This is a genomic window from Anaerobacillus sp. ABD4_527 (assembly GCF_056160805.1).
In genome coordinates this window covers 1,869,518-1,894,113 of record NZ_JBSWXZ010000001.1, presented here as the reverse complement: position 1 = coordinate 1,894,113, position 24,596 = coordinate 1,869,518, and the positions used below count along the sequence as shown (strand labels likewise).

The 24,596-nt window shown below is 41.2% G+C and carries 21 protein-coding genes; 20 read left to right on the top strand and 1 reads right to left on the bottom strand.

What is annotated here, in order from left to right; all coding sequences use genetic code 11:
- Nucleotides 1-44 precede the first annotated feature (44 nt).
- The 9 genes from prfB (at nt 45) to ACXAHI_RS09830 (ending at nt 9,550) form a co-directional block, all read left to right on the top strand.
- Nucleotides 45-1,149, top strand: a protein-coding gene (gene prfB, locus ACXAHI_RS09870) for a peptide chain release factor 2 (RefSeq protein WP_474833841.1) whose coding sequence is annotated in 2 segments (ribosomal slippage) — nt 45-116 and nt 118-1,149 — 1,104 coding nt in all. Because the reading frame shifts where the segments join, the coding sequence is not laid out codon by codon here.
- Between the two features lie 210 nt (nt 1,150-1,359).
- Complete coding sequence (locus ACXAHI_RS09865; protein ID WP_474847356.1) at nt 1,360-2,229, top strand: YitT family protein; 870 nt, start codon at nt 1,360-1,362, stop codon at nt 2,227-2,229.
- 49 nt (nt 2,230-2,278) lie between these two features.
- Entirely contained in the window at nt 2,279-2,653 is a 375-nt protein-coding gene (locus tag ACXAHI_RS09860) for a c-type cytochrome (RefSeq protein WP_474848137.1), read from the top strand.
- A 693-nt stretch (nt 2,654-3,346) separates the two neighbouring features.
- Nucleotides 3,347-4,033, top strand: a complete 687-nt coding sequence (gene ftsE, locus ACXAHI_RS09855) for a cell division ATP-binding protein FtsE (protein WP_474833843.1) — start codon at nt 3,347-3,349, stop codon at nt 4,031-4,033.
- On the top strand, nt 4,023-4,916 hold the full coding sequence (gene ftsX / locus ACXAHI_RS09850; RefSeq protein ID WP_474847355.1) for a permease-like cell division protein FtsX: 894 nt from the start codon (nt 4,023-4,025) through the stop codon (nt 4,914-4,916). The genes ftsE and ftsX overlap by 11 nt, the downstream gene beginning before the upstream one ends.
- 51 nt (nt 4,917-4,967) lie before the next feature.
- The gene (locus ACXAHI_RS09845; RefSeq protein ID WP_474847354.1) at nt 4,968-6,287 is read left to right on the top strand and encodes a murein hydrolase activator EnvC family protein; all 1,320 of its coding nucleotides are present in this window, start codon (nt 4,968-4,970) and stop codon (nt 6,285-6,287) included.
- A gap of 153 nt (nt 6,288-6,440) precedes the next feature.
- A complete protein-coding gene (locus ACXAHI_RS09840) occupies nt 6,441-7,883 on the top strand; it encodes a S41 family peptidase (RefSeq protein ID WP_474848135.1) in 1,443 nt (480 codons plus the stop codon).
- A gap of 98 nt (nt 7,884-7,981) precedes the next feature.
- On the top strand, nt 7,982-9,184 hold the full coding sequence (locus tag ACXAHI_RS09835) for a PDZ domain-containing protein (RefSeq protein ID WP_474847353.1): 1,203 nt from the start codon (nt 7,982-7,984) through the stop codon (nt 9,182-9,184).
- 135 nt (nt 9,185-9,319) lie between these two features.
- On the top strand, nt 9,320-9,550 hold the full coding sequence (locus ACXAHI_RS09830) for a DUF2198 family protein (RefSeq protein WP_270180099.1): 231 nt from the start codon (nt 9,320-9,322) through the stop codon (nt 9,548-9,550).
- Nucleotides 9,551-9,553: 3 nt separating this feature from the next.
- Here the strand turns inward: ACXAHI_RS09830 and ACXAHI_RS09825 are convergent, their stop codons facing one another.
- Nucleotides 9,554-10,417, bottom strand: a complete 864-nt coding sequence (locus ACXAHI_RS09825; protein WP_474847352.1) for a sulfite exporter TauE/SafE family protein — start codon at nt 10,415-10,417, stop codon at nt 9,554-9,556.
- A 170-nt stretch (nt 10,418-10,587) separates the two neighbouring features.
- Here ACXAHI_RS09825 and uvrB point away from each other — a divergent pair, with 170 nt between their 5' ends.
- The 11 genes from uvrB to lgt all read left to right on the top strand — a co-directional run bounded on the left by uvrB (nt 10,588) and on the right by lgt (nt 24,590).
- Nucleotides 10,588-12,564: an excinuclease ABC subunit UvrB gene (uvrB, locus tag ACXAHI_RS09820; protein ID WP_474847351.1), complete on the top strand. Its 1,977-nt coding sequence runs from the start codon at nt 10,588-10,590 to the stop codon at nt 12,562-12,564.
- Nucleotides 12,565-12,570: 6 nt separating this feature from the next.
- Nucleotides 12,571-15,438, top strand: a complete 2,868-nt coding sequence (gene uvrA / locus ACXAHI_RS09815) for an excinuclease ABC subunit UvrA (protein ID WP_474847350.1) — start codon at nt 12,571-12,573, stop codon at nt 15,436-15,438.
- Between the two features lie 111 nt (nt 15,439-15,549).
- Entirely contained in the window at nt 15,550-15,843 is a 294-nt protein-coding gene (locus tag ACXAHI_RS09810) for a magnetosome magnetite crystal formation protein family (protein ID WP_270180095.1), read from the top strand.
- Nucleotides 15,844-15,893: 50 nt separating this feature from the next.
- Nucleotides 15,894-16,946 (top strand): DUF4097 family beta strand repeat-containing protein, encoded by a 1,053-nt coding sequence (locus tag ACXAHI_RS09805; RefSeq protein ID WP_474847349.1) that lies wholly within the window; start codon nt 15,894-15,896, stop codon nt 16,944-16,946.
- A 37-nt stretch (nt 16,947-16,983) separates the two neighbouring features.
- Entirely contained in the window at nt 16,984-17,340 is a 357-nt protein-coding gene (locus ACXAHI_RS09800) for a phage holin family protein (RefSeq protein ID WP_474847348.1), read from the top strand.
- A 73-nt stretch (nt 17,341-17,413) separates the two neighbouring features.
- Nucleotides 17,414-17,983 carry a glycerol-3-phosphate responsive antiterminator gene (locus ACXAHI_RS09795; RefSeq protein WP_474847347.1) on the top strand — a complete coding sequence of 190 codons (570 nt, stop codon included), beginning with the start codon at nt 17,414-17,416 and terminating at the stop codon, nt 17,981-17,983.
- 209 nt (nt 17,984-18,192) lie between these two features.
- A complete protein-coding gene (locus ACXAHI_RS09790) occupies nt 18,193-19,020 on the top strand; it encodes an MIP/aquaporin family protein (RefSeq protein WP_474847346.1) in 828 nt (275 codons plus the stop codon).
- Nucleotides 19,021-19,060: 40 nt separating this feature from the next.
- Nucleotides 19,061-20,563: a glycerol kinase GlpK gene (gene glpK / locus ACXAHI_RS09785; protein WP_474810522.1), complete on the top strand. Its 1,503-nt coding sequence runs from the start codon at nt 19,061-19,063 to the stop codon at nt 20,561-20,563.
- Nucleotides 20,564-20,894: 331 nt separating this feature from the next.
- On the top strand, nt 20,895-22,535 hold the full coding sequence (locus ACXAHI_RS09780) for a glycerol-3-phosphate dehydrogenase/oxidase (protein ID WP_474848133.1): 1,641 nt from the start codon (nt 20,895-20,897) through the stop codon (nt 22,533-22,535).
- A gap of 274 nt (nt 22,536-22,809) precedes the next feature.
- Nucleotides 22,810-23,748 (top strand): HPr(Ser) kinase/phosphatase, encoded by a 939-nt coding sequence (gene hprK / locus ACXAHI_RS09775; RefSeq protein ID WP_270180089.1) that lies wholly within the window; start codon nt 22,810-22,812, stop codon nt 23,746-23,748.
- 29 nt (nt 23,749-23,777) lie between these two features.
- On the top strand, nt 23,778-24,590 hold the full coding sequence (lgt, locus tag ACXAHI_RS09770; RefSeq protein ID WP_474847345.1) for a prolipoprotein diacylglyceryl transferase: 813 nt from the start codon (nt 23,778-23,780) through the stop codon (nt 24,588-24,590).
- Nucleotides 24,591-24,596: the final 6 nt, after the last annotated feature.

The window sequence follows — 24,596 nt, the reverse complement described above, 5'->3', positions numbered from 1 at the left end:
TACCTGCCCGTTCTATGTAAATAATTTAGTTGAGGTGTACGATTATGGAAATGCATGAAATTCGCAGTGAATTGAACACGATAGAAACAAGATTAAATGACTTTAGGGGGTCTCTTTGACTTAGAGAACAAAAGAGCCCGTATCAATGAACTTGAATTAGAAATGACCGTTCCTAGTTTCTGGGACGATCAGAATACAGCGCAAAAAGTCATCAATGAGTCTAATGCGTTGAAAGAAATGGTACACGAGTTCGATGCTCTTGAAGAAAGCTATGAGAACCTTGAAGTATCCTACGAACTAGTTAAGGAAGAAAACGATCAGGAGCTTTTCGAAGATCTAGAGGTTGAAATTAAAGATTTAAAGAAATCTCTTAATGACTTCGAACGCACCTTATTACTAAGTGGCGAGCATGACAAGAATAACGCTATCTTAGAACTTCATCCAGGCGCAGGGGGTACTGAGTCTCAAGACTGGGCTTCGATGCTTTTGCGTATGTACACAAGGTATGGTGAGAAGAAAGGGTTCAAAGTAGAAACCCTTGATTATTTGCCTGGTGACGAGGCTGGAGTAAAGAGTGTGACCCTAAACTTCAAAGGCTATAATGCATACGGTTATCTTAAAGCTGAAAAAGGTGTTCATCGCCTTGTACGTATTTCGCCTTTTGACTCGAGTGGCCGTCGTCATACGTCGTTCGTTTCTTGCGAAGTTATGCCAGAGTTCAATGATGAAATCGAAATCGACATCCGAACAGAAGATTTAAAAATTGACACGTATAGAGCGAGCGGTGCTGGTGGGCAGCACGTTAATACAACTGACTCAGCGGTTCGTATCACGCACCTTCCGACAAACGTAGTCGTAAGCTGTCAGTCTGAAAGGTCTCAAATCAAAAACCGCGACCAAGCGATGAAGATGCTGAAAGCAAAACTTTATCAGCGAAAGTTAGAAGAGCAAGAAGCCGAATTAGATGAGATCCGCGGCGAACAAAAAGAAATCGGCTGGGGAAGTCAAATTCGTTCTTACGTTTTCCATCCATATAATATGGTGAAAGATCACCGTACGAATGTTGAAATGGGTAACACTCAGGGAGTGATGGATGGAGATCTCGATCCATTCATCGATGCTTACCTTCGCTCCCGTTTAAATGATTAATACAATCTCTTAAGACATCCTCTGCACATGCAGGGGATTATTTTTTTTGATGTGGGCATCCTACAACAAATCGACGACACTTCAGCATGATAACGCGCTGCTATGGTGCGGTTTACACCCTACTAGTACGGTGATATACTACTGAAGGATTTTGCCTGAAAAATAGCAAAATTAGATTGAAATTTAATGAACAAGTGAGTGGAATAAACCATGATTGCAACAGTAACGAAATTCACAGCGAAAGATTCTTTTTCACGACTAATTCTTGAATACATAAGCGTACTGGTAGGATCCGCTATAGTGGCGATCGCCTTTAATCTATTCCTACTACCAAATAGTATAGCGTCCGGTGGCGTAAGTGGCATAAGTACGATTACAAAAGGCGTGTTCGATTGGAAACCAGCGTACGTCCAATGGGCGTTCAACATTCCACTGTTTATCAGTGGACTCATCTTTCTAGGAAAAAAGTATGGACCAAAGACACTAGCAGGTACTCTCTTTCTACCTTTTGTTGTAAAGTTAACTGAAAATGTAGAGCCCGCTACAACAGACCCTTTACTTGGAGCTTTGTTTGGAGGACTTGGAGTAGGTCTTGGCCTAGGGATCGTGTTCCGAGGAAAGGCATCGACAGGAGGAACTGACCTTGCTGCACAAATTGTGAATAAGTTCTCAGGACTATCTTTAGGTACCTGTGTATTTATTATCGATGGCTTAATCGTTGCGGCTTCAGCATTTGTGTTTAGTCTTGAAGCTGCCCTTTATGCGTTGATCGCCATGTACCTCACTGGAAAAACAATCGATGTTGTTCAATTAGGATTTGGATATTCTAAGATGGCTCTTATTATTTCTGAAAAAGAAGAAGAACTTCGAGAAGGGATTTTTTCTGTCATTGACCGTGGTGTAACAAGAATTTCTGGTCAGGGTGGTTATACCAATGACAAGCGTCCGATCCTGATGGTTGTTGTCACTCAAAATGAAGTGACAAAGTTAAAACAGCTTGTAAAGAGCATCGACCCCTCGGCATTTGTGATCGTCTCCAATGCAACTGAAGTGCTTGGTGAAGGTTTTAAAAGAGAGTAAGCAGGTTATAGTAACAGTAGCATTTCTTAACTTGATTACAGGGGTGGTAATGGTGAAAAGGTGGCTAACAGTTTTACTTGGGCTCGTGCTCGCAATGGCTCTTACAGCTTGTGGTGGCAATAGTGGAGATGAGGGTGCAACGAATGAAGGTTCTTCTGATGAGACGACTGAAGAAGAATCAGGAGATTCGGCACAAGACTACGATGTAGAAGCTGCTGAAGCAACCTACGAGCAACAATGTCTTCAATGTCATGGAGAGAACTTAAAAGGTGATGTAGGACCTGCTTTAACGAATGTTGGTGAACGCCTTTCTAAAGATACAATCTTAAACATCGTGCAAAATGGTAAAGGCCAAATGCCAGCGAACCTTGTCGAGGGAGAAGAAGCAGAGAATCTTGCGAGTTGGTTAGCGAATATGAAATAAACAAAGAGCACATGCATTTGCATGTGCTCTGTTTGTGGTTTTGCTCCTATTTATACCTCTTGCTTTTTTGTGGACAACGTGTGAGCCTCAAAACGCCTTTTGAGGGTATCCACTCCTTCTATAGTCCGTTTAAATCAAATAAGACTTTTAATTAACTATGCTTGCAATTTTTTATATCTTATTGAGTTGATTTACTCTCTCTATAAAACCTTATTATAACGCGGATTGGAGCGGAAGGATGCTCGACTCCTGTGGGACATGAGGGACTGGTCAGATCCCGCAGGAGCGCGCGACGAAGAAGCTCACCGCCCGCCCCACGGAAAGCGAGCATCCTGGAGCGGAAATCTCTACTATTCCAATTAGCAGATGGTTCTTAATGTTTTTTCACAAATAGAGCACATGCGTTATACATTTTTTTTAACTCACTTATAGACAGTTGGATTTCGACAAAAATGGCCTATTATATAAACCCCAATTTGACAGGGTTTACAGGACATTATTAAACCACTATTGCAAAACATGTCAAAACAAGAAGCTATTGAAACAGAAATGTAATAAAAATTTGTCTTAAAATAGCGAATTTGTTTGTTATAATATCTTCAGATGTAAGAGATAAAACGAACCAAGCTAAAATTAAACACCTAGATCCTAATAGATTGCATCATGACTTTAGCAAGTAGGAAGTGGTAAAACGTGATCGAAATGAACGATGTATGGAAAACATACAAAAACGGAATAAAAGCGATTAATGGTATAGATGTTAAAATCAACAAAGGTGAATTTGTTTACATAGTTGGCCCAAGTGGAGCCGGTAAATCAACATTTATGAGAATGATGTATCGGGAAGAAAAGCCGACGAGTGGAAAGATTACCATTAATGGCAAAGATGTTGGCAAGATGAAGAATAAGAATATCCCTAAACTGCGTCGTGACATTGGCGTGGTCTTTCAGGATTTCAAACTTCTTCCTAAGCTGACTGTCTATGAAAACGTCGCTTTTGCTCTTGAAGTCATCGAAGAAAATAAAACAGTCATTCGTAAACGTGTAATGGATGTTTTAAGTCTAGTGAACTTGAAAAACAAAGCAAGATTTCTACCAGATGAGCTTTCTGGTGGAGAACAGCAGAGGGTTTCAATAGCAAGAGCGATCGTAAATAATCCCGTTATTCTTCTGACAGATGAACCAACTGGTAATCTGGACCCGGAGACAGCATGGGAAATTATGAATTTACTTGATGAAATTAACAATCGCGGTACAACTGTATTAATGGCAACTCATAATAAGGATATTGTAAATTCCTTTAGGAAGCGTGTTATTGCAATTGAAGACGGTTTGATCTCCCGTGATGAAGCAAGAGGTGAGTACGGGTATGAAGATTAAAACGTTTGGAAGACACAGTAAAGAAGCGTTTAAGAACATCGGTCGAAATGGATGGATGAGCTTTGCATCCATCTCAGCAGTTACAGTAACGCTCCTATTAGTAGGGGTTTTCCTAACATTAGTGTTAAACTTAAATGCATTTGGAGATCAGTTAGAAGAAGATGTTGAGATCAGAACATTTATTGATCTTACAGCGGAGAAAGAACAGCAAGACGAACTAAAAGCAAAGATTGAGAACATCTCTGAAGTTGAATCTGTTACGTTTCAGTCAAAAGAAGAAGGTCTAGATAACTTGATCGATAACCTTGGTGACCAAGGTGAAGTTTTTGAATCACTAAAAGACGAAAATCCATTGAGTGATGAGTTTGTCGTCAAGACAAGCAATCCTCAAGACATCAATCGCGTTGCTGATCAAATCAAGCAATTCGAGTACGTGGAAAATGTTGAGTTCGGTCAAGAGACCGTTAATAGATTGTTTAAAGTGTTAGAGATTTCACGAAATGTAGGGCTTGGCCTTGTAATAGGCCTTCTATTCACTGCTATGTTCCTCATTTCAAACACAATTAAACTAACAATTGTTGCCAGAAGAACCGAGATCGAGATTATGAAATTAGTAGGCGCGACAAACTGGTTTATTCGCTGGCCGTTCCTTATCGAGGGCGTCCTGATCGGTATATTTGGAGCTTTGATTCCAATAGGCGTATTGATTTATGGCTATTACTTCTTAACAGATTTAATTAGCACGAGATACCCTACTTTCTTTATCGACCTATTACCAGTAACACCGTTTGTATACCAGCTTGCAGCTTTACTAGTTGTTCTTGGCGTGATTATCGGAGTCTGGGGAAGTCTTACGTCCATGCGAAAGTTTTTGAAAGTCTAACAACAAATTAAAAGATAAATAGATTGTCTATTTTTGGGGGAGGAAGAAAGATTGAAGTTTAAAGTAATGGCCACGGCATTAACGATTACACTCGGGTTAAGCACATTATCGACTACAGTCTCACCAGCACCTATACAAGCGAATTCACTTGACGAGAAACTTGATGATGTAAAAGATAAGCAGTCACAAAATGAAAGTCATCTTAAAGAAAAGGAATCTGAGCTTGCAGAAGTTAAGAAAGAACAAGAACAAGTACAAGCTGAAATTCGTCGTATCGATCAAGCGGTAGCGGAAACAGATAACAAGATCACTACGAAAGAAAATGAAATAGAAGAGACGATGTCTGAAGTAGAGCAGCTTAAAGAAGAAATCAAGGCTCTTGAAAAGCGTATCGCAGAACGCGATAAGCTACTAAAAGACCGCGTTCGTTCCATGCAACAGAACAACGGAGGTTCTGTAGATTATATGGAAGTACTTCTCGGTGCGTCTAGCTTTGGTGACTTTGTCGAACGTGTTCTAGCTCTAAACACGATCGCAGAACAAGATAAGAAGATTCTTGAAGAGCACAAAGCGGACAAACTAGCTGTAGAAGAAAAGAAAGCAGAAGTCGAGAAGAAGCTCGCTTCCCTTGAAGAAAAGAAAGCCGAGCTTGAGTCTCTTAAAAAAGAACTTAGCGCACAAAAAGCTGAAAAAGATAAGTTGATGGCGTCCCTTGAACATGAAGAGGGTGAGCTTCATGACCATATGATGGATCTCAACGAAACTGCTGAACTATTAAAAGCACAAGAAAAAGCAGTTCAACAAGAAATTAAGCGTGCTGAAGAAGCGGCTAGAAAAGCAGCTGCAGCTCGTGAAGCAGCAGCAAAGAAAGCGGCAGCTGAAAAAGCAGCGGCAAAGAAGGCAGCTACAAGCAATAACTCTAGCAGTTCGAACGAATCTACAGCATCAAGCGAACCTGCGCCTGCAGTTTCAAGCAGCTCAAGCTTCAGATGGCCAACTGCTGGTCGAGTTACTTCTGGAATCGGACAACGCTGGGGTTCATTCCACGCAGGAATTGATATCGCACAAGGCGGTAAGAACCCAGTATACGCAGCGGCAGATGGAACTGTATTACGTTCATACTATTCAGACAGCTACGGAAACGTTGTATTCCTAACGCACAGCATTAATGGTCAAATGTTCACTACAGTTTATGCGCACATGAGAGACCTTGGTGTTTCCACTGGTCAATCAGTAAGCGCAGGTACTTACCTTGGAACGATGGGGAATACTGGAGCTTCAAAAGGACAACATCTACACTTTGAAGTTCACAAAGGCTCTTGGAACCAAAGTAAGTCGAATGCCGTTAATCCTTTAAACTACCTACCTTAAAAAGATAAAGGCTCTGTTTTGTAAGTGTTGACTCCTATAGTTGGAAACATAATGAAAACAAGCCGGTCATATAGTACAATAAGATGAAAAGGCATCGCATCGCTAAGGTGTGATGCCTTTTCTTTCAAACTAGAAGAGGTGAGTAGATTGAATATAAAAGGGAAGGTCGTCGGCCTACTTGTCGTTATTGCCCTACTTGTGGGTGCTGGAGGTACATACGCCGTGATGTCGTTCTTTCAAGATGATTCTGAGGGAGGAATCGAGCGATCTGTAGCGAACGGCTCTGAAAACGACATTGATTCTGAGGAACTCTCGAAAATCAATAAAGCTTACGAACTCATAAATGATCGCTATGTAAGTGATGTTGACCAAAAGAATTTGCTTGATGGTGCAATAAAAGGAATGCTTGATACCCTTGAAGACCCTTATTCCGTTTATATGGATCCAGAAACTGCTGAGCAGTTTAACCAATCGTTAGGTTCTTCGTTTGAAGGTATTGGTGCAGAAGTGAATATGCAAGATGGCAGGGTAACGATCGTCTCACCTTATAAAGATTCGCCTGCAGAAGATGCCGGCCTTCGTCCGAATGATAAGATCATGACGATCGACGGTGAAAGTACTGAGGGTCTCGACCTTTATGATGCCGTTTTAAAGATTCGTGGTGAAAAAGGTACGGTCGTGAAACTGGGTATCCAGCGTCCTGGTGTCTCTGAAATATTAGAAGTCGATGTGACACGTGATGAGATTCCAATCGAAACTGTTTACTCGGAGACAATACAAAAGAATAATAAAACAATCGGAGTGTTGCAGATTACGTCATTCTCTGAGAACACATCTGAAAGTTTCTCAAAAGAATTGAAAAAGCTAGAAGATCAAGGGATCGACGGTCTTGTTATCGATGTGAGAAACAACCCTGGAGGTTTGTTGAATAGCGTGTCAGACATCGCTCAAGAAGTTATTCCGGACGATAAGCCCTTTGTACAAATAGAAGATCGAAAAGGTGAGAAGCAGCGTTCCGTCTCTTCTCTTAAGGAAAAGAAGGATTATCCGATCGTTGGACTCATCGATAGAGGAAGTGCCTCTGCCGCTGAAATTTTGGCAGGTGCGTTGAAGGAAGCAGGAGGCTATGAACTAGTTGGTGAAAAAACGTTTGGTAAGGGAACTGTCCAAACAACAGTTGATCTTGGTGATGGCAGTAATATCAAACTAACGATGTTTAAGTGGTTGACTCCTGATGGAAACTGGATTCATAAAGAAGGCATCAAGCCAACAGTAAAGGCTGATCAACCTTCCTACTTTTATGTGAATCCATTAAATACCGAAAAAACGCTTCAGTATGACCAAAATAATAAGCAGGTTGAATCTGCTCAAGTTATGCTAAAAGGGTTAGGGTTTGAACCTGGTAGAACAGATGGTTACTATAGCGATAAGACGACTACGGCTGTTAAAGCATTTCAACGGTCAAACGATCTGACCGTTTCGGGTAAGATCAATGAAGAAACAGCTCAAAAACTACAAGAAAAAATCGTAGAGTCTATCCGAAATCCTGAAAACGATATTCAGCTAGAAACGGCTGTGGAACTACTAGCAAAGTAAATTAAGAAAAGGAAACGAGCTAGTTTTGTCGAAGCTATTCCGCAGGATATCCTGCGGAATTTTCTTTTGACAGGAATAGAAAGATGGAGGAGTAAATCATGGCGGAAACGATAGGTCTTTCCATAGTAAAAGGCATAATATCTTTTTTGATTAACCCACTTACGTATATTAGCTTGGTGGCAGCTTTTATGATCGGAATATCACGAGTGAAACGCGATCGGAGGGATTTCCATACACGAGTGCATGACGTTCTTGACGACGTGAAGTTTGCCATCGTTCCAGGAATTATCGCTGGGGTTTCTCTATTCGGTTTAAACTTATTGTTAGGATTAGTCGTGCCGATGGGGATCGTCGTAGCTTTAAGTATTAGTGCTATTTTAATCTTAATTACAGGACAAATGCGTTTCTTATCTCCAGCATTTGTATTTATCCTTCCGGTTGCAGCAGTTCTTTTTTATGAACCTGTTGATCTAGGAAGTGAATGGTTAAATTCCTGGCAAACTGGGTTTGATTCCGTTTCACTAATCGCTCTCGCAATTTTAGCAGGCGTATTGCTTATCATCGAAGGAGTTTTAATCAATCAGAATGCTAAGAAACAAACGTCTCCTAGGTTAGTGCGTAGTAAGCGCGGTAAACTCGTTGGTGCCCATGAAGTACAACGACTTTGGCTGTTGCCACTCTTTCTCTTTCTTCCTTCAGGAACGATTGAAGCGACTAATTGGTGGCCCCTGTTGCAATTCGGAGATCAGACGTACTCTTTTCTAATCCTCCCATTGCCAATCGGGTTCCGAAAATTAATCCATCATACTTTGCCTGCACCAGAAATTAAACGAAATGGCGTTCATGTCGTCATACTAGGTGCTTTTGCTACAATTCTAGGTGTAATAAGTTATGCTATAAGTGCTGATTGGCTTGCTCTTTCGGTGTTCCCAATCATCGTAGTTGCTAGAGCAGCTATTTTACTTCTTCATAGAGGTATGAATAAACCTGCATATTTTAATGAGAGGAATGAGGGACTGGTTATTCTAGGAATCCTTCCCGAATCGCCGGCCGATTCAATGAATCTGCAGGTGGGGGAAGTCATTTCGAAAGTGAATGGCATGTCCGTAGGTAATGGAACAGACTTTTATACGGCTCTCCAACAAAATGCAGCTTTTTGTAAGCTTCAGGTATTGGACTTTAACGGAGAAATTCGATTTGAACAAAGAGCACTTTACAACGATCAACACCATGAGTTAGGTTTATTGTTCGTAAAAGAACAGCGTCTGGATGATTCGATCGAATATGCAAGAGAAAGCTAAAATAAGGTTGTTGAGGTTTACCTCGACAACCTTTTTGTGTAGGATTGTATAAGAATTTCATCCTGTCGTAGCATTCTCTAACGAATGTGTTGTAAGATGGAGAAAGAGTCATGCTTTAGAGAGGGGAACCAACTCATGCAGGAAATATTAGCAGCTTTACTTATTCCAGCGGTTGTGGCAGTTGTGTTTACACGCGTTACATATAATAAATATGTTAGTCTTGGATTAGCACTGCTTTTCATGTGGGCAATCTTTGGAGGGTTTGATCACCCGATTCATTTAATTATTTTAACGATACTATCTGCTTTAATCGGATTTTACTTTTCTTCGAAAATACAAAAACAAAATAAGAAAAAGATAAAATAGCGTCTATTCCGAAGAGAATAGACGCTTGTTTTTCGTTCTATACTGATAGATAAAGAAAATGATCAGTGGTGTTATATAGATGGAAAGAACAATTAATCCCGCTACGGGTAATTGAAAAAGTTCCAAAATGACGCTGATCAACGTGAAGATATATAACGTACCTAGCAGTTTTTGTATCACGTCGTTGGAAACAAGTTCAGTGATACTTGCACCGATACGGGATCCAACTAATGCACCGACCACTAAAAGTAAAGCAAGCGAGAACGGTATCGTAACACTTCCTATGTATGAAAAGAACCCTGTTGATACGATAATGAAGATGCTTGCAAGAGATGTTCCGACAGCTAGACGAGGGGATAGATGAAGAACATTTATTAATAAAGGAACCATCACGAATCCACCACCTACTCCGAGAACAGATGAGATGAATCCACCGGTGAGTCCGATTAAAATTGTTCGAACTGGGGAAATGGAATACCCCTGAGCTTTTTCACGGGTTGTTTTCTCAGTGAGCATAGACAATGCAAAATAACTGAGCAACCCTACATACAAGAACGAGATGACGAGTTCATCGTATCCTACTGACTCTAAGTAAAGGACGAGTGGCTTTGCAATCTGAGTGCTTAGCATTCCACTAATCGATAATAAGAGGACAGTTTTCCAAAGAATATGGTTTTGTTGATAATGTTTAAAAGCTCCTGAAATAGAGGTGCTCATGCTATATAATAAGCTGATCGTAATAGCAGTTGAAGGTTCATATCCCAGTAGGAGAAGGATTGGCGTTAATAAAAAACCTCCTCCTACTCCGAAGAAACCTGAAATTGCTCCGATTGCTAGTCCTAGTGGAATTGCGAGAAAAACGATCAATGTCAGTACTCCCTTTCATGCAGTTTGCTATCACTCAGCATACCTTAGATTGCGCGTTATCGGAAGCGCTAGTAGAAAAATAGGGGAATACCAGTTCGTTTTATTTGAAGGAAAAGCCATCTTTTATGCTATAATAAATCTTATGAAGAAAAGGAACGGAGGCGACTAAGGTGGAAAGACAGTTTGAATTGGTTTCAAAATATGAGCCTCAAGGAGACCAACCTGAAGCAATAAAAAAGCTCGTTGAAGGCGTGCATAACAATGATCGTTATCAGACCTTACTTGGAGCGACAGGCACTGGAAAAACATTCACGATGTCAAACGTTATTAAAGAGGTTAATAAGCCAACGCTTATTATTGCTCATAACAAAACGTTAGCGGGGCAATTATACAGTGAGTTCAAAGAGTACTTTCCTAATAATGCTGTTGAGTATTTCGTGAGTTATTACGATTATTATCAGCCTGAAGCTTATATTCCTCAATCGGATACGTTTATTGAAAAGGATGCAAGCATTAATGATGAGATCGATAAGTTACGACATTCTGCCACATCGAGCTTATTTGAGCGTAATGATGTCATCATTGTAGCGAGTGTTTCTTGTATATACGGTCTTGGTAATCCAGAGGAATATAAAAGCCTAGTCGTCTCTCTTCGGACTGGAATGGAGAAAGACAGGGACGGTCTTCTACGTGACCTTGTGGACATTCAATATGCACGAAATGACATTAATTTCACACGTGGTACATTCCGAGTTCGTGGAGATGTTGTTGAGATATTTCCCGCATCAAGGGATGAAAACTGTTTAAGAGTTGAATTCTTTGGTGATGAGATCGATCGAATTACGGAAGTGAATGCGTTGACAGGTGAAATACTTGGACAACGAGAGCATATCGCGATCTTTCCTGCTTCTCACTTCGTTACACGTGAAGAAAAAATGAAGATTGCGATCAAGCGAATCGAAGCAGAACTTGAAGAAGAACTTAAGAAAATGAATGAAGATGGAAAACTTCTTGAAGCGCAGCGACTAGAGCAAAGAACAAAGTATGACATCGAAATGATGGCGGAAATGGGATTTTGTTCTGGAATTGAAAACTACTCGCGCCATTTAACGCTACGTGAAGCTGGCGCTACGCCATATACCTTACTAGATTACTTCCCTGATGATTTTCTGATCATGGTAGATGAGTCTCACGTTACCCTTCCTCAGGTGAGAGGGATGTATAACGGTGACCAGGCGAGGAAGGGAGTCCTAGTCGATCACGGATTCAGACTTCCTTCAGCGAAGGACAACCGACCATTAAGGTTTGAAGAATTTGAAGAAAAAGCGCATCAATTCGTGTATGTGTCAGCAACACCTGGTCCATATGAAGAAGAGCACTCTACAAAAGTAGTCGAACAGATCATTCGTCCTACAGGGTTGCTTGATCCTACAATCGAAATTAGACCGATCGAAGGTCAGATTGATGATTTGCTTGATGAAATAAACAAACGAGCTGCAAAAAATGAAAGGGTGCTCGTTACGACGCTGACGAAAAAGATGTCAGAAGACTTAACTGACTATTTGGTTGAGATGGGCATAAAAGTACGGTATCTTCACTCCGAAATAAAAACATTAGAGCGTATTGAAATCATTCGTGACTTACGACTCGGAGTTTTTGATGTATTGGTCGGAATTAACTTGTTGAGAGAAGGACTAGACATCCCAGAAGTATCTCTCGTTGCAATTCTGGACGCGGATAAAGAAGGATTCTTAAGGTCTGAAAGGTCATTGATTCAGACGATTGGACGGGCTGCTCGTAACTCCAGCGGTCAAGTTATCATGTATGCAGATAAAATAACGAAATCGATGGATATTGCGATAAATGAAACGAAAAGGCGTCGTGAAACGCAGCAAGCATATAACGAGAAACATAATATTACACCTACGACAATCAAAAAAGAAGTACGTGACTTGATTCGAGCAACGATAGCTGCTGAGGAAGGTGAGGAATACACTGCACCTAAGCCAGGTAAGTTAAACAAACAAGAACGTGCGAAGATGATTGAAAATGTTGAGAAAGAAATGAAGGAAGCTGCGCGCGAGCTTAATTTTGAACGTGCTGCGGAGCTTCGTGATCTACTATTAGAGCTTAAAGCGGAAGGATGACGAAGAATGGCAAATGAAGAAATCGTCGTCAAAGGGGCACGAGCCCATAATTTGAAAAATGTTGATGTGTCTATTCCTAGAGATAAACTGGTCGTTCTGACTGGTTTATCTGGGTCGGGAAAATCGTCACTCGCTTTTGATACGATTTATGCAGAAGGACAAAGACGATACGTTGAATCACTTTCTGCCTATGCAAGACAGTTTCTAGGGCAGATGGATAAACCAGATGTAGACGCGATCGAAGGTTTATCACCTGCAATCTCGATCGATCAGAAAACGACGAGCCGAAACCCTCGTTCAACTGTTGGAACTGTAACGGAAATCTACGATTATTTGAGGCTGTTGTTTGCGAGAATCGGAAGACCAGTATGTCCACGTCATGGAGTGGAAATCACCTCTCAAACGATTGAACAAATGGTCGATAGAATACTTGAATATGAAGAGCGTACGAAGCTACAAATTCTTGCTCCAGTCGTTTCAGGACGTAAAGGGGAGCACGTAAAGATTTTAGAAGATATTAAGAAGCAAGGGTACGTCCGTGTTCGCGTCGACGGAGAAATGATGGAGGTTGCTGATGAGATTTCACTAGAAAAGAACAAGAAGCATTCCATCGAAGTTGTGATCGACCGTATCGTCGTAAAAGATGGTATCCAATCTAGACTTGCAGATTCACTAGAAACGGCCCTTCAGCTAGGTGGAGGACAAGTAATCGTCGATGTGATAGGAGAAGGGGAGCTTCTCTTTAACCAGCATCACTCTTGCCCATACTGTGGGTTTTCAATTGGTGAACTAGAGCCAAGGATGTTTTCTTTTAACAGCCCGTTTGGAGCGTGCCCATCTTGTGATGGAATCGGTCTAAAGCTAGAGGTGGACCTTGATCTTGTGATTCCGAATTGGGGATTATCTCTGAGAGAGCATGCATTAGCTCCATGGGAACCAGTTAGCTCAAACTATTACCCACAGCTTCTTGAAAGTGTATGTAATCATTATGGCATCGATATGGATACACCTGTCGAGAAGCTTCCGAGACATCAACTTGATAAGGTACTATACGGAAGTGGAAACGAGAAAGTTTATTTTAGGTATGAGAACGATTTTGGGCAAGTAAGGGAGAACAACATCAACTTTGAAGGCGTCATCCCTAACGTTGAACGACGTTATCGTGAAACGAGCTCTGATTACATTCGCGAGCAAATGGAAGCGTATATGGCCCAAAAACCATGCCCTACGTGTAAAGGGTATCGCTTGAAGAAAGAATCACGTTCCGTATTGATCAATGGAAAACATATCGGGGAAACGACGGAGTTTGCAATTAAAGATGCTTCTGTCTTTTTTGAGCAGCTTGAACTTACGGCTAAAGAGGCTACGATCGGTAAAATGATTTTACGAGAAATTCAAGATCGTCTCGGATTTCTTGTGAACGTAGGGTTGGATTACCTGACCTTAAATCGGTCTGCAGGCACATTATCTGGTGGTGAGGCTCAGAGGATCAGACTTGCTACTCAAGTAGGCTCCAGGTTGATGGGTGTTCTCTACATTTTGGATGAGCCTTCGATCGGGTTGCACCAAAGAGATAACGACCGTCTGATCTCAACGCTCGAAAATATGAGGGACTTAGGAAACACGTTGATCGTTGTAGAACATGATGAGGATACAATGCTCGCAGCTGATCATATTATCGACATCGGTCCTGGAGCAGGAGCACACGGTGGGTATATCACTTCACAAGGTACTCCTGCAGAAATTATGGACGATGAACAGTCACTGACAGGAGAATACCTATCTGGTAAAAAGTTTATTCCGGTTCCATCTGAGCGAAGAAAGACGGACGGACGTTATATTGAGATTGTTGGCGCAAAAGAAAACAACCTTAAAAATACGAATGCAAAGATCCCTATCGGTTTATTTACGTGTGTAACAGGTGTTTCTGGGTCAGGTAAAAGTACTCTTATCAATGACATTCTATATAAATCCTTAGCTCAAAAGCTTCATAAAGCAAAGGATAAGCCTGGCGAGCATAAGAAGATTAAAGGCTTAGAGTATATTGATAAAGTCATCGATATCGATCAGTCTCCGATCGGTCGAACACCAAGGTCTAATCCAGCAACTTACACAGGTGTGTTTGACGATATTCGGGATGTGTTCGCACAAACAAACGAAGCAAAAGTCCGTGGCTATAAGAAAGGCCGCTTCAGCTTCAACGTAAAAGGTGGGCGCTGTGAGGCTTGTCGAGGAGACGGAATCATTAAAATCGAGATGCACTTTTTACCTGATGTATATGTTCCTTGTGAAGTATGCGAAGGAAGACGATACAATCGTGAAACGCTTGAAATCGAGTATAAAGGAAAGAACATCTCAGATATATTGGAGATGACTGTTGAAGAAGGACTAGATTTCTTCAAAAACATTCCTAAGATCAACCGCAAGCTGCAAACTCTCTATGACGTTGGCTTGAGTTACATTAAATTAGGTCAGCCGGCGACAACCGTATCAGGAGGAGAAGCACAGCGTGTGAAGCTTGCGTCACAGCTTTATAAACGCTCAACTGGAAAAACCCTATATATTTTAGATGAACCGACAACAGGTCTTCATGTTGATGACATCGCTCGCTTGCTTCAAGTACTGCAAAGGCTTGTCGATAACGGTGACTCTGTACTGATCATCGAACATAATCTAGATGTGATAAAAACCGCTGACTACTTAGTCGATCTTGGACCAGAAGGTGGAGATGGCGGTGGTGAGATTATCTCAACAGGAACTCCTGAAAAGATCGTGAAAGAAGAGCGCTCTTATACTGGTCGTTACCTTGCTCCGATCCTTAAGCGAGATAAAGAACGTATGAAGATAAAACTTGAACAAACGCAGTCTGTATAAGGGTTAAAAAGGCAGCCGACCAGGCTGTCTTTTTTTTGGCGTTAATTTTATGAAACCTTCTATTTGTTTATTCGTATAAATAGGTAGATAGTTTTGAAAGGAGAAACATGTATGTCTGTGGAAAAAGTAATGTCGTCGCTATGTTATTTTAGTGTGTTTTTCGCTCCATTCTTATTTCCAATCATCGTTTTTTTCGTTATGAAAGATGAAGAAGTGACGTATCACGCTAAACGGGCAGTTCTTTCTCACTTACTACCATTTGCAAGTGTGATCATTGTGTTTATCGCAATATTTGGATTGGATATAGGAGTCGTGGTTTTTCTTGGCTTCATCGTATTTGGACTACTTAATGTCATTGTGTTTATCTGGAACATTGTAAAAGGGATTCAAGTTCTCCGCTGGTAATCAGGTATAAGTGTTAGACCACTTTAATAAATAACAAGGAGATGTTTTGAATGAACGAAGAACGTAAAATGATACTGACAATGATTGAAGAAGGAAAAATTACTGCAGAAGAGGGCGCGAAACTATTAAGTGCTCTTGGCACTACCGAAACGAAGAAAGAAGAAAGAGCGGCTGAACCTCAGCAAGAACGTCCTCAACCAGGATATCGAGTTGGGCAATTTGTTGAGTCACTGATTCAAAAAGTAAAGGACATGGACCTTGACTTTAATTTCGGCTCTTCAGAAGAAGTTGAGCACGTTTTTTCAGAACAAGAAGTATCGTTCGACGCCATTGATATTCATGTGAGAAATGGAGAAGTGGCTTTTCAAACGTGGGATCAAGATGATGTGAAGATTGATTGTAAAGCAAATATCTACCGTGTCTCAACAACAGAAGGTGCAAAAGAAAAGTTGCTCAGAGATACTTATTTTTCAGTAGATAACGGAAAGATGACATTTAAATCAGAAAGAGCTGACGTTAAATTAAACGTTGTCATCTATGTACCTGCTAAAGAATACGAAAGAGTATGGATCACCGCGTTTAACGGTGATGTTAGTGGAGAAACGATTCGATCAGCCAAAGCCAAGCTAAAAACAGCTAACGGTAAAGTAGGAATCAAAGCTTCAGAAGTAAAAGATTTGGAAGCTGAATCTGGGAACGGATCGATTTCAGTAGAAAATACGAACGGCGATGTGTGCGAACTTGAAACTGGGAACGGCCCGATCACAATTGATGGAACGTATAAAGAGGTAGAAGCACAGTCTATAAATGGGGCGATTCGCTATGCTCTTAAGGAAGTCGTGAGTGGCAGTGCTCAGTTAAAAACAGTAAATGGAACGATCCAAATAAATGTTCCAAAAGGGATGAACCTTAATGGCGACTTGAAATCTACAATCGGGACAATTACGGCTGATTTAGATAATATGAGTGTCTTAAGAGAGAAACAAGAAATTTCGCATAGAATGAAGAAATTTAAAACTGAAGATGATTCAGAGAACACTTATAGAATCGCCGCTACATCTACAGCTGGTTCCATTACAGTAGCGTATTCTACTAACGAATAAAAGACGGGCACTCGTGATGAAGATGGAGGGATAGGTCGTGCGACAATGGTTGATCAGTTTAATCGTGAACAGCATCGTATTGATGGTTGTTGCTGGGTACTTTGATGCCTTCTATCTTGAAGGCATTGGCGCTGCAATTCTAGCAAGTCTATTATTGTCGTTGATAAACGTGTTTATCAAACCAGTGTTGATTCTTCTTACACTACCCGTCACGATCGTCACTCTAGGGTTGTTTTTAATCGTTATCAATGCGGTGACGTTAAAGATCACAGCTGCGTTTATGGGAAGCTCGTTCGTTATTGAAGGCTTTGGGATGGCCATGCTCGCTTCAATAATCATAGGTTTGTTAAATGTATTGATTGATAAGCTCGTCATCGAACCGATTAAGAAGTAAGGAAACACACGTCTTTATAAGGCGTGTGTTTTTCATTTTATCTGGTAAGATAGTATGAAAAGGAGGGTTACTGATGTCATTTCAAAACCAGACGATTTTGCCTGCAGTGAGGAAAATGAGGGATTTTGAAACACTGTTAGCAAGTTCTTATACATATATCGTTCTTCTTGATTCCCATATTGGGCAATTAAAAGCCATTGTGAAAGAGGGAAAGCGAGCGGGAAAAGAAATTCTATTGCACGCTGACCTTGTACAAGGCTTGAAAAATGATGAGCACGGTGCAGAGTTTCTTTGTCAAGAAGTGAAGCCAGCCGGTTTGATATCTACAAGATCGAATGTATTATCCGTTGCAAAAAGACGCGGTATCATAGCTGTTCAACGGTTATTTATGCTCGATTCTATGGCACTTGAGAAAAATTTAAGTATCATCAAGCATACTCAACCAGACTGTGTTGAAATTCTGCCGGGAATTATCCCACAGGTATTTGAAGAATTACGTGAAGAAATCGATGTCCCAATTTTTGCTGGAGGGTTTATCCGCTCGGTTGATGATGTGGAACTAGCCTTGAAAGGCGGAGCTACCGCTGTGACAACATCAAAGAGCGAGCTATGGAAACACTACGATACCAAAAAAAGGATTTGACATCGCTTACATAAGTTTGTTTTAATAAACAGTAAGTTAATAAGATGTGCCGGAGACATGGAGAACCACGCAAAATTCCCATCAGATGTATGGGAAGATTTGTCGTGGTTTTTTTTATAGTACTTTTGAAATGGCACAAACAGGGTATAGTTGATAGTAGAGCTAGTTTTCAACATGCCATATATCGATGGAAATGGTAGGTGTCAAAGATGAATGCATTTGTCGGAGAAATATTAGGTACAATGATTTTGATCATTTTTGGAGGTGGAGTTGTAGCTAACGTGAACCTTCGTGATTCGAAGGCTCAAGGAGGGGGCTGGATCGTAGTCGCTCTCGGGTGGGGACTCGGTGTAGCGATGGCAGTCTATGCAGCAGGGCAGGTTAGTGGAGCACATATCAACCCTGCAGTAACGTTAGGATTAGCAGCGGTTGGAGACTTTCCATGGAGTCAAGTGCCTGGATACATAACGGCACAAATGATCGGTGCTTTTCTAGGAGCGTGTATCGTATACTTTCATTTTCTACCGCATTTTCGTAAAGAAGATGATAAAGCGCTTAAATTGGCAGTATTCTCCACCGATCCAGCTATACCACACACGTTCAGTAACTTTCTGAGTGAGTTTATTGGTACAGCAATGTTGCTTATCGGTCTGCTTGCAATCGGATCGAATGAATTTACGGAAGGTCTAAATCCATTTATTGTTGGCTTTCTGATCGTAGCGATCGGACTTTCTCTTGGGGGAACTACCGGGTATGCCATTAACCCAGCTCGTGATTTAGGTCCCCGTATCGCCCATTTCTTCTTGCCGATACCTGGGAAGGGAGATTCAAATTGGAGGTACGCATGGATTCCAGTAGCGGGGCCAATCTTTGGTGGTGTTTATGGCGCGATCTTTTTTAAAGCAGTTACAGAAGCAAATTATAGTTTAGAATTTTGGTTTTCAACTCTCTTTGTCACAGTGTTTTTGTTTGGACTTTATCATGCTGGAGACAAAGTGAAAGACAGTATTCAAACAGGTGAAAAGGTTAAAAATTAACCGTTGTAGACATGTATATTATATAAGGGAGGAATTCGTAATGGCTGAAAAAGAAAAGTATATTTTATCACTTGATCAAGGAACAACTAGCTCAAGAGCAATCTTATTTAACAAGAAAGGTGAAATTGTAAACGTAGCACAAAAAGAATTCAAGCAACATTTCCCTAAATCTGGCTGGGTGGAGCATGACGCTCAAGAAATTTGGAGCTCGATATTATCCGTAATGGCACAAGTGCTATCGTCTACATCTGATATCGCAGCAAAGGATATTGAAGCGATCGGGATAACCAACCAGCGCGAAACCACGGTCGTTTGGGACAAGAATACGGGTAAACCTGTTTATCATGCGATCGTTTGGCAATCTCGTCAAACAGCAGGCATCGTAAGCGAATTGAAAGAACAGGGTTATAGTGAGATGGTGAGAGATAAAACAGGACTATTGATCGATGCTTATTTCTCTGGCACGAAAGTAAAGTGGATTCTTGATAATGTTGATGGCGCTCGTGAAAAAGCAGAGAACGGAGACTTGTTGTTTGGTACGATCGATACGTGGCTCATTTGGAAGTTATCTGGGGGCAGCGCGCATGTTACAGATTACACGAATGCTTCTAGAACATTGATGTATAACATTCATGACCTTAAATGGGATGATGAACTTCTAGAGATGCTATCAGTTCCAAAATCGATGCTTCCTGAAGTGCGCCCTTCATCCGAAGTTTATGCGGAAACGGTCGACTATCATTTCTTTGGCCAAAATGTACCAATTGCAGGTGTCGCTGGAGACCAGCAAGCCGCTTTGTTTGGTCAAGCATGTTTTGAAAAAGGAATGGCTAAGAATACGTACGGCACCGGTTGCTTTATGTTGATGAATACTGGTGAAAAAGCCGTGAAGTCTGACAATGGTCTTTTAACGACGATTGCTTGGGGCGTAGATGGTAAAGTTGAATATGCGCTCGAAGGAAGTATTTTTGTAGCTGGTTCTGCGATACAGTGGCTAAGAGATGGCCTACGCATGTTCAGCACGGCACCGGAAAGTGAAAGGTATGCGAAACGGGTAGAATCGACTGAAGGAGTTTACATGGTTCCAGCGTTCGTAGGTCTTGGTACCCCTTACTGGGATAGTGATGTTAAAGGAGCAGTATTTGGATTAACACGTGGAACGAGCAAAGAGCACTTTGTTCGTGCAACGCTCGAGTCACTTGCCTATCAGACAAGAGATGTTCTTGATGCGATGACAGCTGATTCAGGTATCAACTTAAAAACGCTTCGAGTCGATGGAGGGGTTGTAAAGAATGATTTCTTAATGCAATTCCAAAGCGATATGATCGGTGTTCAAGTTGAGCGACCAACTGTTAATGAAACAACAGCATTAGGGGCGGCGTACCTAGCTGGGCTAGCAACAGGATATTGGGAAAGTCGTGAAGAAATTCAAGAGCAGTGGATGCTTGATCGTTCTTTTGACCCAGAAATGGAAGAAACACAAAAAGAAGAACTATATGAAGGCTGGAAAAAAGCCGTTAAAGCCACGATGGCATTTAAATAATGGTTAATAATAGCAACTCTTACGAGAGTGTGCTACACTATAACTAAGTTAATAAAAGCGGTCGGAGATAAGGAGAAGACCACAACACTCAAGCATAGGAGGACTATGTCTTGAGGAGTTGTGGTCTTTTTGTTGTTTTAACGGATTAAAAGGCTAAAGAAAAACCGACTGTTACAGTTTATAAGTTTTACCATGCTTTATTCCGTAGCTTGGAGGGTATGGTAATAAGAGCCTATTCAAAATTGAATGATTGAATTAGATATATTTAAAAGGAGTGATCGTTTTGGTAAAACCATTTTCAGGTTTGCAACGTAGTGTGATTTTAGATCAGATGGTATCTGAAGAGTTGGATCTTCTCGTAATCGGTGGGGGGATAACAGGATCAGGAATTTTACTCGATGCTGCTTCTAGAGGAATGAACGCTGCAGTTATTGAGATGCAGGATTATGCTGCTGGTACATCTAGTCGTTCGACTAAACTTGTTCACGGAGGACTTCGATACTTAAAGAACTTTGAAGTAGGACTTGTAGCTGAAGTTGGAAAAGAACGAGCGATCGTTTATGAAAATGCTCCACATGTTTCAATTCCTGAGTGGATGCTTCTACCGATCTTTAAAGGTGGTACATTTGGGAAGTTCTCAACAAGTGCTGGACTTGCCCTTTATGATCGCCTTGCGGGTGTAAAGAAGAAAGAACGTAGAAATATGCTTTCTAAGAAAGAAACGATGTCGAAAGAGCCTTTACTTCGTAAGAACGACCTTAAGGGTGGAGGTTATTACGTTGAATACCGTACAGATGATGCTCGTCTTACACTTGAAGTGATGAAAGAAGCTGTTCATCGTGGAGGAAAAGCGGTTAACTACGTTAAAGCTGAGCAGTTATTGTATGAAGATGGAAAGGTTGTTGGCGTTCGTGCGATGGATGTCCTTTCAGGAGAAACACGCGAAATTCGAGCGAAAAAGATTGTTAATGCAGCTGGACCATGGGTAGACGAAATTCGTGAACTCGACCAGTCTAAAAAAGGGAAACACCTCTTCATGACCAAAGGAGTTCATCTCGTATTCGATCAAAGTAAATTCCCGCTTCAACAAGCTGTCTACTTCGATACACCGTTTGATGATGGACGTATGATGTTCGCTATTCCTAGAGCCGGAAAAACTTATATCGGAACAACCGATACAGAGTATACAAAGAATCCAGTTCATCCACAGATGACGGTTGAAGACCGAGATTACATCATCGATGCAGCGAATTACATGTTCCCAGGAATTAAGCTTGATCGTGATGATGTGGAATCCAGCTGGTCTGGCGTTCGTCCACTGATCCATGAAGAAGGAAAAGATCCTTCTGAAATTTCTCGTAAAGATGAAATTTTCCATTCAGAATCGGGCTTAATTACGATTGCGGGAGGAAAACTAACCGGCTATCGGAAAATGGCTGAAAAAGTTGTTGATTACGTTGCGGATGAGTTTAAAGATGAAAAGTATAAAAAGTTCCCTAGCTCAACGACTAAGAATATGGTTCTCTCTGGTGGAGACGTTGGCGGAAGCAAAGGGTTCAAAGAATATGCCACAAAACAAGTTCGCCGTGGTACAACGCTTGGTCTTTCGGTTGAGGAAGCTGATCGACTCGTTCAAAGATATGGATCAAATATCGAGCGAATTTATCAAATCATCGAAACGATTGGGACAGAAGCAAACTTCCATGGACTTAGTCTTGAAGTGTTCGCAACACTCATCTATGGAATAGAAGAAGAAATGGTCGCTACACCGCTCGATTACTTTAATCGAAGAACAAGCGCCTTATACTTTGATATCGACTGGGTAAAAACTTGGAAAGAGCCTGTTATCGAGTACATGGCAAAACGTCTTAACTGGTCGAACGAAATGAAAGAAGCACATTTACAAGAACTAGATAAACAACTCCATGATGCAGTGGTACCGGTAGATGCTGAAGTACCAGTAGATGCATAATGATCAGTTAGGCCACCTGTAGAGCTGTCGAGACTTTCTCGACGGCTTTTTTTGTTAGGTACGATCAGACGTTGATATATTTACAAAGGTTAGTTAAAAATAAGAACTTGAATACGACTGTAACGTTTGAAGCTTCTCTTACTAAAAAAGTGTGTGACAAGCTTTTTCCTTTTCAAGAAATTGTAGTTCATCATTCTGTTCTTTCAAATGTGAAATGGTACAATAGAAAATAGCGAAAAATGTAACCATTAGGTTCGATTTAGGAGGTTTATGAATGGTAAAAGTCCGCATGAAAGATGTAATGGAGAAATTCAGCCTTGAACTTGTAAGTGGTGCTGAAGGAATTCATCGCCCGATCATCACAAGTGATATATCACGTCCAGGTCTTGAGATGGCTGGTTTTTTTACATATTATCCTGCTGAAAGATTGCAGCTGTTAGGTAAGACAGAGCTTTCGTTCTTCAACGGTTTACCAGAGGAGCAAAAACAGGAGCGAATGGAAAAGCTGTGCACTGATGAAACGCCGGGAATCGTTATCTCAAGAGACATGATTGTTCCAGATGAACTGATTCAATCTTCTAAGGAAAAAGATGTACCGATCTTACGCACGAGTATGACGACTACCCGTCTGAGTAGTAGATTGACAAACTATCTTGAAAGTCAGCTTGCCCCAAACACTGCTATCCACGGCGTTCTCGTCGATATTTATGGTGTGGGCGTTCTGATTACAGGTTCGAGTGGGGTTGGTAAGAGTGAGACTGCGCTAGAGCTTGTAAAACGCGGCCATCGATTAGTTGCCGATGACTCGGTTGAAATTCGCCAGGAAGCTGAAAACACGCTTGTTGGAAGTGCGCCTGAGCTGATCCAACACCTTCTTGAAATAAGAGGTCTCGGTATTATAAATGTCATGACATTGTTTGGTGCAGGTGCGATTCGTAATTACAAAAAAATCTCGTTAGTAATCAACCTTGAGCTATGGGACTCTAAAAAAGTATATGACCGTCTTGGTCTAGAAGAGGAATATATGCAGATCATCGATTCCAATGTTCCGCGCCTTGTTGTACCAGTGCGTCCAGGACGAAATTTAGCGATCATCATTGAGGTTGCTGCGATGAATTTCCGTTTGAAGAACATGGGGATGAACGCAGCGAAACAATTCTCCGAGCGTTTAACAAAAGAAATCGAAGATGGAGACGACCACGATAGCATCTAACAGGTTTAACATAGAAAGGGGAAACGAACATGTTAGCAACAATAGAACCTCTAGATCGAATTGCGGTTCAGCTTGGACCGATTTCAATCTATTGGTACGGTATCATCATAGCGCTAGGAGCTTATCTTGGGCTTGTACTTGCGGTTAGAGAAACACAGCGGCAAGGACTGCCGAAAGAAACATTTGTCGATTTAATATTATGGGCAGTACCGATCGCTATTATTTCGGCCAGAATTTATTATGTTATCTTTCAGTGGGGTTACTATAAGGACAATCTGGGAGATATCTTTGCGATTTGGGAAGGCGGAATCGCGATACACGGTGCATTGATCGGTTCCGTTATTACTGCTCTCGTTTTTACTCGAAAGCGCGGGTTATCTTTCTGGAAAATTACTGATATCGCAGCTCCAAGTATTATCCTTGGGCAGGCGATCGGTCGATGGGGAAACTTCATGAACCAAGAAGCACATGGTGGAGAGGTGACGAGAGAGTTTCTTGAGAACTTAATGCTTCCTGATTTCATTGTAAATCAGATGTTCATCGAAGGTACTTATTATCACCCTACCTTTTTATATGAGTCGCTATGGAATTTAGTAGGCTTCGTTATTTTAATCCTCCTACAAAGAACAAACGTTAAACGAGGAGAAGTCTTCCTCTCCTATGTAATCTGGTATTCCATCGGACGTTTCTTTATTGAAGGGTTAAGAACGGATAGTCTTATGCTAACGGAGTCGCTCAGAATGGCTCAGGTTATTTCAGTCGTGCTCATTATCGGTGCGATTATCACAATTGTTTACAGAAGAATGAAGAAGAACCCTAAACCGTACAACGATAAATCATAAGAGGAG

Coding starts and splice junctions, on each gene's coding strand:
- ACXAHI_RS09865 (WP_474847356.1), top strand. CDS start 1,360: ATGATTGCAACAGTAACGAAATTCACAGCGAAAGATTCTTTTTCACGA.
- lgt (WP_474847345.1), top strand. CDS start 23,778: ATGTTAGCAACAATAGAACCTCTAGATCGAATTGCGGTTCAGCTTGGA.
- ACXAHI_RS09780 (WP_474848133.1), top strand. CDS start 20,895: ATGGTATCTGAAGAGTTGGATCTTCTCGTAATCGGTGGGGGGATAACA.
- ACXAHI_RS09810 (WP_270180095.1), top strand. CDS start 15,550: ATGTCTGTGGAAAAAGTAATGTCGTCGCTATGTTATTTTAGTGTGTTT.
- ACXAHI_RS09805 (WP_474847349.1), top strand. CDS start 15,894: ATGAACGAAGAACGTAAAATGATACTGACAATGATTGAAGAAGGAAAA.
- ACXAHI_RS09790 (WP_474847346.1), top strand. CDS start 18,193: ATGAATGCATTTGTCGGAGAAATATTAGGTACAATGATTTTGATCATT.
- ACXAHI_RS09860 (WP_474848137.1), top strand. CDS start 2,279: ATGGTGAAAAGGTGGCTAACAGTTTTACTTGGGCTCGTGCTCGCAATG.
- ACXAHI_RS09835 (WP_474847353.1), top strand. CDS start 7,982: ATGGCGGAAACGATAGGTCTTTCCATAGTAAAAGGCATAATATCTTTT.
- ACXAHI_RS09795 (WP_474847347.1), top strand. CDS start 17,414: ATGTCATTTCAAAACCAGACGATTTTGCCTGCAGTGAGGAAAATGAGG.
- ftsX (WP_474847355.1), top strand. CDS start 4,023: ATGAAGATTAAAACGTTTGGAAGACACAGTAAAGAAGCGTTTAAGAAC.
- hprK (WP_270180089.1), top strand. CDS start 22,810: ATGGTAAAAGTCCGCATGAAAGATGTAATGGAGAAATTCAGCCTTGAA.
- ACXAHI_RS09830 (WP_270180099.1), top strand. CDS start 9,320: ATGCAGGAAATATTAGCAGCTTTACTTATTCCAGCGGTTGTGGCAGTT.
- glpK (WP_474810522.1), top strand. CDS start 19,061: ATGGCTGAAAAAGAAAAGTATATTTTATCACTTGATCAAGGAACAACT.
- uvrA (WP_474847350.1), top strand. CDS start 12,571: ATGGCAAATGAAGAAATCGTCGTCAAAGGGGCACGAGCCCATAATTTG.